Source organism: Anaerolineales bacterium (assembly GCA_015075725.1).
GTDB lineage: Bacteria > Chloroflexota > Anaerolineae > Anaerolineales > Villigracilaceae > Villigracilis.
The window spans coordinates 351243-367274 of the sequence record JABTTV010000001.1 but is presented as its reverse complement, the minus strand read 5'-3'; the positions used below and the strand labels follow the sequence as shown (position 1 = coordinate 367274).

The window sequence follows — 16032 nt, the reverse complement described above, 5'->3', positions numbered from 1 at the left end:
GTCAATTTGTATCCGCCTGGGGATGTACTTCAAAAGTGAATTGACGCGGCTCATCAGAGGGACCGTCATCCGGATAATACAACCGCGCATGGAGCGTGTATGGGTTCCGCAACTCGCCGCGGATGTGCATGGTGAATTCCAGTTTCCAGCTCAACGGCTCGACGATGCTTGTCGAAGCCACTTCTTCGCCGTCAGCATCGTTCAATGTCACTTCGATGTAGGGTCGTTTTTGGAACGGCGTGATCTCCAAATTGACCCGCAGCCGCCGACCATCGGGCCAGGCTTCGGCGGTCAGCGACGTGATGCGCGTCTCTTCGGGCACTGCGCGCGTGAGATTGTCCTCGGGAAAGAAAAAATCCATGCGGGCGATTATACCCGTTGGGGTTGAGTGGGGTTCGTGAGGTTGGATTACAGATTCATTAGGGAGGGGGAGAAATTAGAGAATTGGAGAATTAGAGATTGGTTATTGTTTGGCGAAATGGCTGGCGTATAATCGGTAAATCGTTTGGTTAAACAGCAATTCCGAAAAACCATATTTGGTTTTCCATAATGTACGGTCATTAACTTCAATGAACCAAAATAACCATACTGTGAAGATGGAACCCATCGCGATTCCACTCAAACGCTTCCTGCTCGTCGAGCAATGCCCGGCGGAATGGAGTCACTTCGACCTTTACATGTTTCGCGATGACGAGGTCGCATTCTACGTCGGGCAATCCCAGCTTGCGTTTGCCCGTGTCTGGGAGCATTTGCTGGGTGGTTTTCACGGACACTCCATCGTCGGGCGGTTCATCTGGTGCAACTGGCCCAAATCCATGAGTTTCACTATAGAATTGCTGAGTTCCAAGTCGCCGCATTTCGACGAAGCCGGAAACGATTTGGACGCTTCTGAAAGATTACTCATCCAGCGTTGGTCGCCGTGTTTCAATGTATCGCTAAACGTAGAGCCGACGCCATTGCCCGCTTCCTACCTGCCGCCGAATGCGCCGTTCAGGCGCAGACGAAGTTTGAACGCGCTCATCCATGAAGCCGAGCGGGCGGTCAAAGCGGAGGATGCGAAACTTTGGTTGCAGAATTTATCGCAGGAGTCTTGAATGCAAATCCCCCAATCTCTCATTGACCTGATCGCCTCCGGCGCGCATGCGCATCTTGTGACGATGAACAAGGACGGCACTCCGCATGTGACCGTGGTGTGGGTCGGCGTCGAAGATGATGAGATCGTCGCTGCGCATTTGCCGCGCAACCAAAAGGTCCGCAACATCGAGCGGGATGGGCGTGTCGTTCTCTCGCTCGAAGCGAGCACGTTAAGCAGCTTCGGGCTGAGGGAATATGCCGTGGTGTACGGCACAGCCCGCATCACAGAAGGAGGCGCGGCGGCGTTGCTGCAAAAACTTGCCTACGTGTACATGGGTCCCGGCGTGAAATTCCCGCCGATGGAGAATCCTCCGCCCGGCTATATCACCCGCATCCGCGTGGAGCGGGTCGAAGGCGTCGGTCCGTGGGTATCGAAAGCGGATTGAGTTTTATCGGTGGAAAAGAGGAACAATGGCAGAAGCAAAAATTTGTCCAAAATGCAAAGGCTCGATGAAACAGGGGCGCATCATGAAATTCAACGAATATACGCTCAAATCGAAATATGTGTATGTCTTTGCGCCGGATGAAGAATCGGCTCCAGATCTATCGAAGGCATTTTCCGGCAAGCCGCTCTCGAAGGAACGCAAGCCTCTCGCGGCGTATTGCTGTGATGAATGCGGATTTGTGGAGTTCTACGGTTTGCCCGCGTGAACATACAAGACGCTTACAACGAATGGTCGGATATCTACGACTCGAACACGAATCCCACCCGTGACCTCGACGCCCAGGTGACGCGCCTCCTCCTTACGGGACAGCGCTTCCCATCCATTTTGGAGATCGGCTGCGGGACGGGGAAGAACACCGAGTTCCTTGCCACGCTGGGCGATTCTGTCCTGGCAATCGATTTCTCCGAAAAGATGCTTGCCAGAGCCCGCCAAAAAGTGACGGCAGACCATGTCCGATTTGCTTTGGCAGACATCACCCAGCCCTGGAATTGCGCGGATAATTCCTTCGACCTTATCACTTGCAATCTGGTTTTGGAACACATCAAGGACTTGAATCACATCTTCACCCAAGCCGCGCGGACATTGCGCAGCGGGGGGCAGTTTCTCGTCAATGAGCTGCATCCTTTCAAACAATACGGTGGGACAAAGGCTCGTTTCGAGCGCGGCGCGCAGATCGTCGAAGTGGGTGTCTTCATCCATCACATCTCAGAGTTCATCCTCACTGCCGAGAGGAATGGGTTGGAATTATTCAAGTTCGATGAGGTCTGGCACGCGGACGATGTAGGCAAGCCGCCGAGGCTGGTGTCGTTTATATTCCAAAAAGCATAAATCAGCATAAACATGATTAACCCCGAATTTAATTTGGGACGCGGACGAGCGCAGATTTACGCGGAAAAGGGATTACAAATCCGCGTTTTCAGCGTTTATCAGCGTCCCATCTGTTCTTAAAAACGAACTCACCCACGAAACCTTAATTTCGGGATGAGTCATGTTTCATTTACTCACACGTAAACGAGAAATTCATCGAATTGCTCTTCAGTCCGGCTTCATCATAAAGGGTCGCACGCAGGGTCACGTCCTGCGAGCCTTCGCACCAGATATAGAGTTGAAACACTCCTGAGTAATAATCGCCTGCAATGAGATAGGGTCTTGGGTTGTAGTCCGCGCCGCCGAAGTTGGTGGCAGACACAACGTCAAGAGTGAGGCGGTTCACATCCCCATCTCCATCGCGGAAGTAGAGATTCCCATAATTCGTTTTTCCATCGCCGATGATCGTGCTGAGAAATTCAATGGTAATGATGACCGGGGGAACCGGCGGCGGGGCGGTGGCGCTGAGGAAAGCCACGTACGTGGCGGCTTCACTGGTGTATCTGGCGTTGTTGTAATCCGCCCACTCTGTCTTTTCCGCGATTTCCAATTCGTAATCTATCTGTATTTGAGTCAATTCCCTGGCGATGGCGGTGTACGTCCCTGAGTAAACGTCTTTTGAGATATCGTACCCGACCAGGTCCCACACGATGCAGCCGAGGGAAAGGAAGATCATCAACACCAAAGTGAGACTCCACATATAGATTTGTTTATCGGGTTTCATGGGTCATCTCCTTACGGGCCGCATGCCCACTCGACGGGCACGCTGATGGACTCCACCTCCGTTGAAGTGAGCAGGTACAAACATTCGGGCCGGTTGAACACACCGGCAACTTTGTCCACTCGCCATTGGCTGGTCCCTCCGTTTGTAATGTAGGTGGAGCGGAATTGCTCTTCCCAGTCCTGCCCGGGCACGAGCAGGTCGGAGTACCAGTAACTGCTGTCTGAATTCGTTTGGTTGCTATGCACGCTGACGTTCGTGCGGCGGGCGATCCATATCCCTTCGCCCGGGTTGATGTTTCTCCCCGTCAATTTGTAATCACATTCCCGGTAATAAGGTTCTTGAATATCTTTGACGATTTCGATTGATGTTTGGATGTAAAGCGTCGCGTTGCAATCCTGTGCAGGAGCGTTCATGGGCGGGATGTATTCTTCCGTGCCTTCTGTGGGTGGATTCTCCCCCGCCTCGTTCCCGGCTGGATCTGTCTCCCCCGCATCGGGCGTTGCCTTCGGATTGGGTTTGGCTTTCTCGCACCAGGCGTCTTCATCCAACGTGGACGGATGCCATGTCCCGCCGTTCATCTCACAGAAGTAATCGGGCAGGGTATCCGCAATGGTGCAAGCCAATTGGAGAATCAATATCAAAATCGCCCCAATCCACCCCGGGTATGCTCTCTTCTTCATGACAGCCCTCCCGTCATGTCAAGGACGCTTCTCGTATTAAATTGTACGGCGGGGGGAAGTGGAATTCAAGCGGGGGAATCGTTTTCGATGCTCCATGCTGCGATGAAATATAAAACGAGGCAGTCACATGTTGATGATTGCCTCGTTCTGACTGGCTTGACTATATGTTCAATCACCTGGGCGATTCCCCTGTGACGTCATTTCGCCGCCTGAGCAATCTGAAACACCATCGGGCTGAAGTAGGGGATCAACCACACCAGCCACACGAAAATGCTGAACTTGTGGAAGTTGACGATCATCTTTTCGTCCTTCTTCATCAGGACAACCGTCGCCCAGACGGCATGGATGAACATCAGGATGATCGCCAGCAAACCTGATATTCCATGAACATCGAAAGCCATGCCGCCCACATACTCGAACATCATGCCGGTGCCCCAGGTGTCGCAAACCAATCCCAGATAAAAGAAAACGGTATGCCAGACTTTGAGCCTTCCCTGAAGCCTTTCGCTCCACACACCAATAGAGTAGAACACCAGGGCAAGGTTGATAATGATCACAGCAAGTGGATTCATGGGTATTGCCTCCAAATGTAGTTTTTATGCCAGAAGAAATTATAAGCATCTTCCTGAAAAGCAGACCGTGTCAAACGTCACTGAAAGCCGGTTCAATTGCATTCCCCCAGTCTTTCGCGAAGGCAGACTTGTCAGGTTTGTATGAAGTAGAAAAAGTGACAGTCACCTCTTAGGTGACTGTCACTTTGGATGCATCCTATTTTTTGGGTGGTGCCTGCTAGGATGGACGGGGCAGCACTCACCCTCTTTCTACACCTTCCCTATAGTTATTTTTATTAGGATAATTGTTTGACTGTTACAAGATTGAATAAATTTCCAGAAAATTTTTCATTATCCAAAAATAATTTCAACTCTTCGGGCGTAATTATTCTTGGAGTTTCATAATCAATCCAATAAAAATTGTTTAAGCTAGGAATTTATTCTACAAAAGGAGATATTACTATAGGCAATATCTCGCTAAAATTACGTATATCATAATTTGTTCCCAATGGGTTATTTGCTAGCCATTGCGCCTTCTCGTCGACCTCATTTAATGCATCAGTAAATTTATTATTTCTGAATTGAATTGAACTAGGGTCACCTTTGTCAAAAGCGACTGATTTATTGATTGCTTTACATTCAACAATTACCAATCGGCTTCCGACTTTAAATGATGCATCTATTTGTTTAAATTGCCCTGAAGTTGATTTGCATGGTTTTGTTGGTAATATTGATTGTCTAAAATTAACAACTTTTTCAAGAATATCACCCTTGAATTTTTGATCGTCGGGTGAAACACCAATGAAGAGATTGTAAAGTAGACTGTTAAGCCATGCATAATCAATAAACCAACGATCTTCTGCGTAAGGTAGGAATACCATATGCGGACCAGGATATTGTAAATTTAGATCAACTTGTTTGCTTTTTGATAGCTCTAAGAAACCAATAGCGCTTAAAATCTTTTCTTGAGATATTTGTTCTTCGGGAATATTAAGAGTTCTAGCTGCTATTGGTAGATATTTAAATATTTCTTCAATTACCAATGATTTTTTACTTGGACCCTCATAAGCTCTTTGATAGTATCTATGAATTGCATGTAACGAGTCGTTTTTCATATTGAGAAGTACCCGATTGCATAGCGCGGTTATTGTTAGTAAAACTGAGTCTAATTCCACATTGTGGATTTCTAAGAACTTTTCTGAATATGGGATGTGAGATTTTCTGTATTTACCAATTTCAAACGGCGCCCACAAAAAATTAAAAACCATTGAGTTCTGAATGTTGAGATTAAAAACCCCTCTGAATAATTCATTGAATTTTTCGGATGGTAAGTGCCCCATATTATATGTTGGGATAATGATTTTTCCAGAGTCCTCTAGGTTGGAGAGGTTGCTGAATGAAGTTCCTGTCAATGATGTAGACGATATACCATGATGTCTGCTGTCATATATTTGGACAAGTTTATCAAGTTCGTCGTTTCGATTGTCGAAAATATAGGGCTCTGACTGACTTATCGTAAAAGAAGCCCCTTTTCCAGCAATTCTTAAGCTTGCTGTGCTCCTCCAAAGTTCATATGCTAATTTTTCTGCATTATATATTTCAAGCAAATTTAGGGAATTAAAATCGGTTAAGACCATTTGTTTTGATGCTTCATTGATGAGATTTCTCTCTAATTCGAATTCCTCTGACATTAATAGTCCAGATAAAATATTTTCAATTGGAGTTTCTTTGCTTATGCCTATTGAATGGCATGGGGCAAAGTTAGCATACTTCAAAAAAGCCATTTCGAATGCTGCTCGCACCAATCCAATTGTTATTGGTTGTTCATCTATCCCTGCTGAGTAGGGTCCAATTCTTCTGTATACGTGCAACCAGTATGCCAATGAGCGTTTGCTAATAATTTCTTTCAGATTGTCTTCTATAGAATTGATATAATGTTTTAGTAATGGGCTTATTTCGAGAGATGCATACGTTCGATCGGGGAGTAAACTCCAAAACCTTTTTCTAATTTCATGCGGCTTTCTATTGTCATATCCAAAACGTGTAATTTCATCCCCGAGTAACAAAAAAGGTCTCGAATAGTATTCAAATGCAATAAACTCATTTCTAGAGTTCCCATTTCTCCGGCGTCTTCTCTTTTTCTTATCTGACATCTTTTGCTGCCTTGTATTTTAGGAATGACAGGTGGGGGCGGTCTAAAACCCTTCCGCCACATACTCACCCCACACCCCTCTCAGCGTATTACAAATCTCGCCGAGGGTCATGTCATGTTCCACACATTCAATAAACAGCGGCATCAGGTTCTCCGTCCCTTTCGCGGCTGTGACCAACCTTCCGCGCAACTCGTTCACTCGTCCCTCGTCTCTTGTCTCGCGTAAATGCTTTAACTCCGCTCGTTGAACTGCCTCGATGGCGGGATCAACCACCAGTCTTTCCAAACTTCTTTCTTCTTTCACTTCAAACGCGTTGACGCCGACAATAATTTGTTCTTTCTTTTCAATGGCTTGCTGGGCGGCATACGCTGCATTTTGGATTTCGTTCTGCATGAATCCGCGCTCGATGGCGGGCAAGGCTCCGCCCATTTCGTCAATTTTAGCGATGTAATCGAGCGCGCCTTTTTCGATCTCGTCGGTGAGATGCTCGATGAGATACGAACCCGCGAGCGGATCAACCGAGTCCGCGACACCGGATTCGTGCGCGAGGATTTGCTGGGTCCGCAGCGCCACACGGACGGATTTTTCGGTCGGCAGCCACAAGGCTTCGTCCATGCTGTTGGTGTGCAAACTTTGCGTCCCGCCGAGGACGGCAGAAAGCGCTTGCAAGGTCACACGCACCACGTTATTTTCCGGCTGTTGTGCGGTGAGAGTCGAACCGGCGGTTTGAGTGTGGAAGCGCAACTGCCAAGAAGACGGCTTCTGCGCTTTGAAACGTTCGCGCATGATGCGTGCCCACATGCGTCTTGCCGCGCGAAATTTGGCAACTTCTTCGAGCAGGTTGTTGTGCGCATTGAAGAAGAACGAAAGCTGACCCGCGAAATCGTCTATATTGAGACCGACCTTCAATGCCGCTTCGACGTAGGCGATTCCGTTCGCAAGGGTGAAGGCTACTTCCTGCACGGCGGTCGAACCGGCTTCGCGGATGTGATAGCCCGAGATCGAGATCGTGTTCCAATACGGCACTTCCTTCGAGCAGAACTGGAAGATGTCCGTAATCAGCCGCATCGACGGCGCAGGCGGGAAGATATACGTTCCGCGCGCCACGTATTCCTTGAGAATGTCGTTCTGGATCGTGCCGCGCAGTTGCTTCATGTCCGCGCCCTGGCGCTTGGCAACGGCGATGTACATCGCGAGCAAAACCCCCGCGGGCGCGTTGATTGTCATGGATGTGGAAACTTTGTCGAGCGGTATCTGGTCGAACAACTGTTGCATGTCAACAATGGAAGAAATGGACACGCCGACTTTGCCGACTTCTCCCTGCGCGATGGGGTCATCCGCATCGTAGCCGATCTGAGTGGGGAGGTCAAACGCGACGCTCAAACCTGTCTGTCCATTTGCGAGCAGGTATCGGTAGCGTTTGTTCGTTTCTTCAGCAGTTGCAAAACCTGCGTATTGGCGCATCGTCCAGAAGCGTGAACGGTACATCGTCGGCTGGACTCCGCGGGTGAAGGGATATTCTCCGGGGTAGCCCAACTTCTCCTCGTAGGCCGAATCAGGCCCGGGCGGGGTCGCGAGGCGCGGTATTTCGATTCCGGAGGTCGTCTCGAAGCGGTCCCTCCGCTCCTTGAATTTATCGAGTGATTTTTTTAGGGTGGTTTCCTGCCATGTTTGGTAATGATCGCTTTTTGTCATGTCTCACCTGAAGGTTGGGGATTGGTTTCAATTGTAATGCCAATCAACCGGCTGCCATACGGATGAAGATAATGTTTTGTCGCATATCAAATCACACCGAATCGGTATTATTTAAGACGAATGTCAATTGTGTCACACCAGCCAAAATGCTAGACTTGATATATATTCCTTCAGGAGATTGACATGGGAAGCAAAACACTACTTTATATCGGCGCGGGGATTCTATTCTTGATCGGATTGTGTCTGTTCGGATACGGCGTATTGAGTGTTGTTGGCTCGACCTCCGCCCAGGGTGATTCCAACTGGCTGACCTTTGGACTAGGTTTTGGCTGTGCAGGCGTGTTGTTCCTCGGCGGCGGGGCATGGATGGTCTACGCCGCGCAGCGCGGGTCGAAAACCGAAATCGTCCAGCAGGTGACCATGAAAGTGGACCTGCCCGGCGAGACGAAGATCGAGCAGATGAAGTGCCAGTCCTGCGGCGGGGTGTTGAAGTCGGAGAATATCAAGCTCGTTGCCGGTGCGCCGACTGTGGAATGCCCGTACTGCGGCACGACATATCAACTGACCGAAGAACCGAAGTGGTAGGGAAAGTTTCAGGTGCGGAGTGTCAGGTGTCAGGTTTTTCCTGATAGTTGACACCTGACACCTGATACCACTTGATACCGATAAAAGGAATGCCATGAAACGAAAACTTCTTTTTGCCTTTCTTGTGTTATTCGCGCTTCCATCTTTTACGTTGAACGCTTTCGCGCAGGACTTGCCGTATCTCTTCGAGGTAAATAAGGAAGTTGTGCATGCCTATTGGAACGAAGATGGCACATTGGACCTCGATTACACATGGACCTTTACAAACCTGCCCGGCTCTCATCCGATCGATTATGTGGATGTGGGCACGGTCAACTCGACGTTCGAGCTATCCGATGTCCGCGCGGATGTGGATGGGACGCCTGTTTCCGTTTCTTGGAGCGATTACGCTGGGAGCGGCTCGGGGTTTGCGATCGTAATGGGGAACCAGACCATCCCTGCGGGGGGGAGAGGAACCGTGCATGTTTTCATCCCGGGCATTCGCAGCGTTCTTTATCCCGATCAAGATGATGCCTACGCCAGCGCTTCGTTTGCTCCCACGTGGTTCGGCTCTGAATACGTCAGCGGTACAACCGATTTCACCATGACCTTCCACCTGCCGCCGAACATGGATCCCGAAGAGCCGCGCTGGCACGAAGCGCCGGAGGGATTTCCCGCAGAGCCGCAAACCGGATTCGATGAAGAAGGACGCATCACCTATACATGGTATTCACCCGTTGCGAACGCTTCCAAATTCCATAACTTCGGCGCATCCTTTCCGCGCACGTATGTTCCGGCGGAATCCATTTACACTCCGCCGCCGCGGCCCCTGATCGACCCGGAAACGTTCTTCATTTTGCTTTGCCTAGGCGGATTTGGCTTCCTCTTTGTCGGTCTTCCCATCCTCGGTGTCCGCGCTGCGAACCGCAGAAAATTGCAATACCTGCCGCCCAAGATCTCCATCGAAGGTCACGGGATCAAACGCGGGCTGACTGCTGTCGAAGCGGCCCTGTTGATGGAACAGCCGCTCGATAAGGTCATGACGATGATCCTGTTCGGCGCGGTCAAGAAGAACGCCGCGTCCGTGACGACGCGCGATCCGTTGGAGTTGAAGGCTGCTTCGCCGTTGCCGGAAAAACTGCACGAATACGAAATCAATTTTCTCAAGGCTTTTGGCGAGAACGATAAAAAAGCCCGCCGCAAGTTGTTGCAGGACATGACTGTTGCGCTTGTAAAAAGCGTCTCTGAAAAAATGAAGGGCTTCAGCCGCCGCGAAACGATCGAGTATTACAAAAACATCATGGAGAGAGCCTGGGCGCAGGTCGAAGCTGCCGATACGCCCGAAGTGAAAAGCCAGAAATTCGACGAAGCCCTCGAATGGACGATGCTCGACAAGGATTACGACGACCGCACGCGACGCACGTTCACCGGTCCGATCATCGTGCCGAATTGGTGGGGGCGGTATGACCCAGCCTGGAGAGGAGGCGGCGGCTCTTCATCTACGCCCGTATCTCTGCCTTCATCCTCAGGCAGAGGCCCATCTTCAACCGGGCTCCCCGGAGCAGACTTTGCCGCGTCCATGGTCAATGGTGTGCAGGGCTTCGCTGCGGGAGTCATCGGAAACGTTCAGGAGTTCACAGGTAAGATCACGAATGTGACCAACCCGCCTCCGCCTCCGCCCAAGAGCAGCGGTGGTCGCTCCCGCGGCGGTGGAGGACGTTCCTGTGCCTGTGCATGTGCCTGCGCCGGCTGCGCCTGCGCCTGTGCGGGCGGGGGAAGATAGTTATTGGTAATTGGTAAATGAGGAAAAACGGCTTTGTTAACTGATCTGTTCAATCGGCAATCTAAGATCGAATATCCAAAATCCGGTCTTCATCATTACACCCGCGAGAACGGACCCGAGAAATCGCGCATCCACCTGCGCATCGACCCGGGCGGGGATGGCACTTTGATCGTCAATGCCAACAGTGTCATGCATCTGAATCCAACTGCAGCTTTCATGGCATGGTTGATTCTTGAAGGAAAGACGAAAGAGGAAAGAATCTTCGCTTTATGTTCGCGTTATTCGGTTTCGAAAAAGCAGGCAGAGAACGACCTTTCAAACTTCAACATTCAACTCGATGAGCTGATTCGCCCCGACGGCGCATGCGCCATCCACGATCTCGAACTTGAAATGGACATGCCGTTCAGCGCCCGTCCCACCGCGCCTTACCGCATGGATTTGGCTGTCACCTACCGCTGTAATAATGACTGCGCTCATTGCTACAACGCCCGCGAGCGGAACTTCCCCGAGCTGACAACCGGGCAATGGTTCAAGATCCTCGATCAACTCTGGGCGTTGGGCGTGCCGCACGTCGTCTTCACCGGCGGTGAAGCGACTTTGCGAAACGACCTCCCAGAGTTGATCCGCCATGCCGAATCGAACGGACAGATCACCGGACTCAACACCAACGCCCGCCGATTGATGGACATGGATTACGTCAAAGAACTGGTAGATGCCGGTCTCGACCATGTGCAGATCACGGTTGAGTCCTGCGTGCCCGAGATCCACGACGAGATGATGCGCGCCAAAGGCGCATTCCGCCAGACGATCGCAGGGTTGAACAACGTCCTGCGTTCGCCGCTTTATGTGATGACCAATACCACCATGCTGAGGACGAATGTCCACAGCATCCCCGCCACGCTCGATTTTCTGGCAGACCTCGGCGTGCCGACCGTCGGTTTGAATGCGCTTATTTATTCAGGTAGCGGGATCACAGTGGGAACGGGGCTCAAAGAGAGCGAACTCCAACCCATCCTCGATATCGCCACGCAGAAGACCAGCCAACGCGGGCAACGCCTCATCTGGTATACGCCGACGCAGTATTGTCAATTCGACCCGACCGCCAATAACCTGGGAGTCAAAGGTTGTACTGCCGCGTTATACAGCATGTGCATTGAGTCGAATGGAAACGTTTTACCCTGCCAATCCTATTATCATCCCCTCGGCAATATGCTGGCTGACTCCTGGGACTCGATCTGGAATCACAAACTTTCTGTCCAGCTGCGCGAGCGGCAGAACCTGCCTGCCAAATGCGCAGGCTGTCCTGTCGTCGCTGAATGCGGCGGCGGCTGTCCGCTCACGGCGGAGGGTTACCGGAAATCGAATCTTGTGGACCTTCCTGTCATCCATTTGGAGGCATCATGAATATCTTCAATCGTCTTGCAGACCGTTTCGCAAAGGTCACGCCCCTGCCCGAAGGAATGCATCACCTGCAATCTGAATCGGCGGATAAAAAACCGTACCGCGTCCATCTCCGCCTGCGCGGGGATGGTTCCGGCGTGTTCATCGTCAACGCCGCCACGGTATTGCACCTCAACCCGACTGCCGCGGAATATGCCTATCACTTCATCAAAGGCACCGAGCCTGCCGAAGCCGCAAAACAGATCGCCTCCCGCTATCGTGTCAGGAAAAACATCGCGCTCGAAGATTACCAGGATTTTCTCGACCGCATCGAAACTCTTGTCACATCGCAGGATGTCGACCCCGTTTCCTATCTGGGATTCGAAAGAGTTTCTCCCCATTCAGCAGACTTGCCCGCCCCGCTCCGCCTGGACTGTGCGTTGACGTATAGACTCCCGGAAGACACTCAAGCGGAATATGCGCCTGTCAAACGCGTTGACCGCGAATTGACCACCGATGAATGGAAATCCATTCTAGATACCGCCTGGCGCATGGGAGTCCCGCATGTCACTTTCACGGGCGGCGAACCCACCTTGCGCGAAGACCTGCCCGAACTCATCGCCCATGCCGAAAAGAACGGTCAAGTCTGCGGCTTGCTCAGCGACGGCTTGAAACTCGCCGACAAGGATTATCGTCAATTGCTTTTGCAAACCGGGCTTGACCATTTGCTCTTCCTGCTCCAACCTGAAAATGAAAGGTCATGGCAGGCGCTTGAAGCCATCATGCCCGATGACCTTTTCGTCACCGTTCATATCACCATCAATAAACAAATTGCCGCCAATATCACCGCAACGCTCGAGAAACTTGCCGCGCTTCAGGTCAAAAGCATTTCATTCAGCCTTGCAGACCTTTCTTTGAAAAATGAACTCGATGCGGTCACCCAAAAAGCCGCCGACCTCAATATCAAGGTCAATTTCGATCTGCCCGTCCCGTACTCGGCTCAGAATCCTGTCGCGCTCGAAACTGAGGAGGATGGAGTTCCCACCGGTGCGGGCAAAGCCTGGTTATATGTCGAACCCGACGGCGATGTCCTTCCCGCGCAGGGCATGGCGGAAAACGTCCTTGGCAATCTGCTCGAAGACAATTGGGAAAGCATCTATCGTTGATTTTCTCCCGCCGCAGGCCCCGGCGGCGGGGACGCCGCCTGAGCAATTTATGAACTGGCACGCTCGATACCTCCAGCAAGCCGCATGGACTCGTGACCTGTCTGCTTATCTTTTTGACAAGGCGGGACTAAAGAAAGCGAAACACGTGCTTGAAGTTGGATGCGGCACGGGCGCCATCCTGTGCGGACTCGAAACCCCCGCCCCGCCTCACGGCTTGGACCTGAATCCTATCGCGTTGACCCAGGCTTCGGTCAACGCTCCAGCGGCTTCATTGACTTGCGGAAACGGGCTTTCCCTTCCATATCATTCCAACTTATTCGATATTGTCTTTTGCCATTACTACTTGTTGTGGGTGAAAGACCCGTTGCAAGCTGTGCTCGAAATGAAGCGTGTGACGAAACGCGGCGGTCACATCCTTGCATTGGCAGAACCGGATTATTATGCGCGAGTGGACAAGCCTGACGCATTACGTCCACTGGGGGAGTGGCAGAGAGACGCGTTAAAACGTCAGGGCGCGGATCCGGGATTCGGCGCAAAACTTGCGGAGACTTTCTTTCAGGCCGGGATCCAACTCAAAGAAGCGGGAACCATTCAAGGCGGAGTCAATGAGCCGTCTGCCCGGGAGCGGGAGATGGAATGGGCGGTGATCAACGCCGATTTGGGCGAAGTCGTTTCCGGGGAGGAAATCCAAAAAATGAAAGCATTGGATGATGAAGCCTGGGCGAAGGGAGGGCGTGTGTTGTATGTGCCGACGTATTTTGCATGGGGGCAAAAGTAGAATTTTCCATGCTACACTTACGGGATGGAAATTTGTTATCTCATCGCTTTTCCCGACACTGAAACCAAAGTTGCGCCCTTAAAAGAGTCCATCAAGGGGTTGAAGGACGCGCCATACTTTCAGCCGGTGGATATCGACGTGGTCAGCCTTGGCGATGAGACGGTGTTGATCGAAGGATACGCCATTTCTGTGATGCGCCATCAATACGACGAACAAGCGCAGATGGTGGAGGCGCGTTTTTCATTGAAGGACCCGTTCGATTCTGCGGCATTGCAGGAGAGGATAAAGATCGAAGATACTTTGAAGAGTAAATATATACCGGTGGAATATCGCCAGAGCGGGTTGTTCGAGGAATATACGATCCTGTTGGTGGACGCGATCAAGCAGACACCAGACAAATGGATCGACCGAAATGCGCTCGAGATCTCACGGTTTATCCGTTCACAGAGGGATACTTTCGACAAGAACGAAATCGACGAGATCGTGATGTCACGCACCCGGTATTCCGCCACCGAACTCACGTTGGTGGATTGGGAGGGTGCCGTCATCATCGCCCCGAATGCGGATTATGAATCCGATATTGTCCTGTTGAAGATCGGCAACTATCAATTGCTGCGTTACCGCATGCTCGACAATTCCATCGAACAGCTGCTCGATAAGATCAATGAATCGTTCTTTCAAAACCGGCGCCGTCCGCGCGCCACCCGCGGGTTGATCCGACAGATCGCGGAGCACAAGCTCGAGGTGATGCTGGATTTCGAGCGCACCGAGCAGACCCTGCTGCTGATCGGTGATTGGTATACCGCAAAACTTTACGAAGCCATCCAATCCGAACTTTACTTGAAGGATTGGAAGGACAGCGTCCGCGCCAAGCTGGATAACCTGGAAAGCATCGTCCAGACCATCAAGGACAATCTTTCCATCTCGTGGGAGAACCTGATGGACCAGATCCAACTGGCGTTGTGGATGATCCTGTTGTTCGGATATCTTTACCTGTATTTTTTGGATGCGGGCTGGATCACCTTCCCTGTGAATTGATGCGCGTACTCTTAGAGTCGATATGTATAAAAATCCCAACTTTCTGATCGCCCTGGTTGTTCTGGTCGTCTTTCTGGCGCTGGGAATATATCTCGGCAGGCAGTACACTCCCGTCTTGGGGGTCGAATTTTATTCCGTTTGCGCGCGATCCATGGAACGGATCATTGCAGGCGGGCAGGGGGATGTCTATGACTTTGCTGGCGTCGAGGAGTTCGAGGAACCCGATGTTTACAATCTGGCATTGTATCGAGTCGAAGGGAATGTCATCACAGACCCGGTGTTCGAATCCGTTCCAGCGGATTTGAAGGATGAACAGAATGACCTCTCCCTGCAAAATCACGCCTGGGAAGTGTTCACCGAATTGATTCCCCCCGGGAATCGCCAGATGGTGGCGCAGTTCAACGTTTTTACCGATGGGGTGGATAACACGCTCGCCGCTGTGGATGTGATTCAGGACGATATCTCGTCCTGGAAACTCGAAGTCGATATCGCCGATCTCGAAAACAAGGATGCCTTCATCTTTACGTTGATCCACGAATATGCCCACCTGCTGACCCTAGATTCTTCGCAGGTTACACCGGATCAAGACCTGGCGAACGACCCGTACAGCCTGGTGCTGCAAACCGAGAAAGCGGTTCTCTGCCCCAGTTACTTCACCGGTATGGGATGCAGCCACCCCGATTCGTACATTCATGCATTCTATAAACGCTTCTGGACAGGCATCAATGACGAGTGGGAGGATGTCGACGCCATTCAATACCAGTCGGACGCAAATGTGAATTATTACAATGCCTTGTATGATTTCTATCGAACTCATCGCGACCAATTCGTGGGCGATTACGCCGTCACGCATCCCACCGAGGATATTGCCGAGTCGTTCACTTATTTTGTTTTCAGCCCGAAACCGATGGGGAATTCCATTCGGGAGCAGAAGATCCGCTTCTTTTACGAATACCCGGAACTGGTCCGGATCCGGAGCGAGATCCTGAAGGGGACATGTTCGTCAAATAACTAAGAAGTGCGCTCGAGCGCCAATTCCCTGTGTTATCCTTGGAAAAATCTTATGAGGAGTT

General features: G+C 51.1%; 17 protein-coding genes. 11 read left to right on the top strand and 6 right to left on the bottom strand.

Going from position 1 to position 16032, the window contains the following annotated elements; genetic code table 11:
* Position 1: 1 nt before the first annotated feature.
* Positions 2-361 (bottom strand): hypothetical protein, encoded by a 360-nt coding sequence (locus tag HS100_01740; GenBank protein MBE7432616.1) that lies wholly within the window; start codon positions 359-361, stop codon positions 2-4.
* A gap of 229 nt (positions 362-590) precedes the next feature.
* Here HS100_01740 and HS100_01735 point away from each other — a divergent pair, with 229 nt between their 5' ends.
* Genes HS100_01735 through HS100_01720 form a run of 4 tightly spaced genes read left to right on the top strand, consistent with a single transcriptional unit; the run spans position 591 to position 2408 of the window.
* Complete coding sequence (locus tag HS100_01735; GenBank protein MBE7432615.1) at positions 591-1094, top strand: hypothetical protein; 504 nt, start codon at positions 591-593, stop codon at positions 1092-1094.
* Positions 1095-1520 (top strand): TIGR03618 family F420-dependent PPOX class oxidoreductase, encoded by a 426-nt coding sequence (locus HS100_01730; GenBank protein ID MBE7432614.1) that lies wholly within the window; start codon positions 1095-1097, stop codon positions 1518-1520.
* A 25-nt stretch (positions 1521-1545) separates the two neighbouring features.
* The gene (locus tag HS100_01725; GenBank protein ID MBE7432613.1) at positions 1546-1785 is read left to right on the top strand and encodes a hypothetical protein; all 240 of its coding nucleotides are present in this window, start codon (positions 1546-1548) and stop codon (positions 1783-1785) included.
* Positions 1782-2408: a class I SAM-dependent methyltransferase gene (locus HS100_01720; protein MBE7432612.1), complete on the top strand. Its 627-nt coding sequence runs from the start codon at positions 1782-1784 to the stop codon at positions 2406-2408. The genes HS100_01725 and HS100_01720 overlap by 4 nt, the downstream gene beginning before the upstream one ends.
* A 169-nt stretch (positions 2409-2577) precedes the next feature.
* Here HS100_01720 and HS100_01715 read toward each other — a convergent pair whose 3' ends face one another.
* The 5 genes from HS100_01715 to HS100_01695 form a co-directional block, all read right to left on the bottom strand.
* Complete coding sequence (locus tag HS100_01715; protein MBE7432611.1) at positions 2578-3171, bottom strand: hypothetical protein; 594 nt, start codon at positions 3169-3171, stop codon at positions 2578-2580.
* A gap of 11 nt (positions 3172-3182) precedes the next feature.
* Positions 3183-3851, bottom strand: coding sequence for a hypothetical protein (locus tag HS100_01710; protein ID MBE7432610.1), 669 nt, complete (start codon positions 3849-3851; stop codon positions 3183-3185).
* 197 nt (positions 3852-4048) lie between these two features.
* On the bottom strand, positions 4049-4423 hold the full coding sequence (locus HS100_01705; protein MBE7432609.1) for a TIGR03987 family protein: 375 nt from the start codon (positions 4421-4423) through the stop codon (positions 4049-4051).
* Positions 4424-4839: 416 nt separating this feature from the next.
* Entirely contained in the window at positions 4840-6555 is a 1716-nt protein-coding gene (locus HS100_01700; protein ID MBE7432608.1) for a hypothetical protein, read from the bottom strand.
* A 42-nt stretch (positions 6556-6597) separates the two neighbouring features.
* Positions 6598-8250: a methylmalonyl-CoA mutase family protein gene (locus tag HS100_01695; protein ID MBE7432607.1), complete on the bottom strand. Its 1653-nt coding sequence runs from the start codon at positions 8248-8250 to the stop codon at positions 6598-6600.
* A 183-nt stretch (positions 8251-8433) separates the two neighbouring features.
* Here HS100_01695 and HS100_01690 point away from each other — a divergent pair, with 183 nt between their 5' ends.
* The 7 genes from HS100_01690 (at position 8434) to HS100_01660 (ending at position 15974) form a co-directional block, all read left to right on the top strand.
* A complete protein-coding gene (locus HS100_01690) occupies positions 8434-8835 on the top strand; it encodes a hypothetical protein (protein MBE7432606.1) in 402 nt (133 codons plus the stop codon).
* Between the two features lie 94 nt (positions 8836-8929).
* Positions 8930-10597, top strand: a complete 1668-nt coding sequence (locus HS100_01685; GenBank protein MBE7432605.1) for a hypothetical protein — start codon at positions 8930-8932, stop codon at positions 10595-10597.
* A 33-nt stretch (positions 10598-10630) separates the two neighbouring features.
* Positions 10631-12001 carry a radical SAM protein gene (locus HS100_01680; GenBank protein MBE7432604.1) on the top strand — a complete coding sequence of 457 codons (1371 nt, stop codon included), beginning with the start codon at positions 10631-10633 and terminating at the stop codon, positions 11999-12001.
* The gene (locus HS100_01675) at positions 11998-13143 is read left to right on the top strand and encodes a radical SAM protein (protein ID MBE7432603.1); all 1146 of its coding nucleotides are present in this window, start codon (positions 11998-12000) and stop codon (positions 13141-13143) included. Before HS100_01680 ends, HS100_01675 begins: the two co-directional genes overlap by 4 nt.
* A gap of 49 nt (positions 13144-13192) precedes the next feature.
* The gene (locus tag HS100_01670; protein ID MBE7432602.1) at positions 13193-13921 is read left to right on the top strand and encodes a class I SAM-dependent methyltransferase; all 729 of its coding nucleotides are present in this window, start codon (positions 13193-13195) and stop codon (positions 13919-13921) included.
* 24 nt (positions 13922-13945) lie between these two features.
* A complete protein-coding gene (locus HS100_01665) occupies positions 13946-14959 on the top strand; it encodes a hypothetical protein (GenBank protein ID MBE7432601.1) in 1014 nt (337 codons plus the stop codon).
* 22 nt (positions 14960-14981) lie between these two features.
* A complete protein-coding gene (locus HS100_01660; GenBank protein ID MBE7432600.1) occupies positions 14982-15974 on the top strand; it encodes a hypothetical protein in 993 nt (330 codons plus the stop codon).
* Positions 15975-16032: the final 58 nt, after the last annotated feature.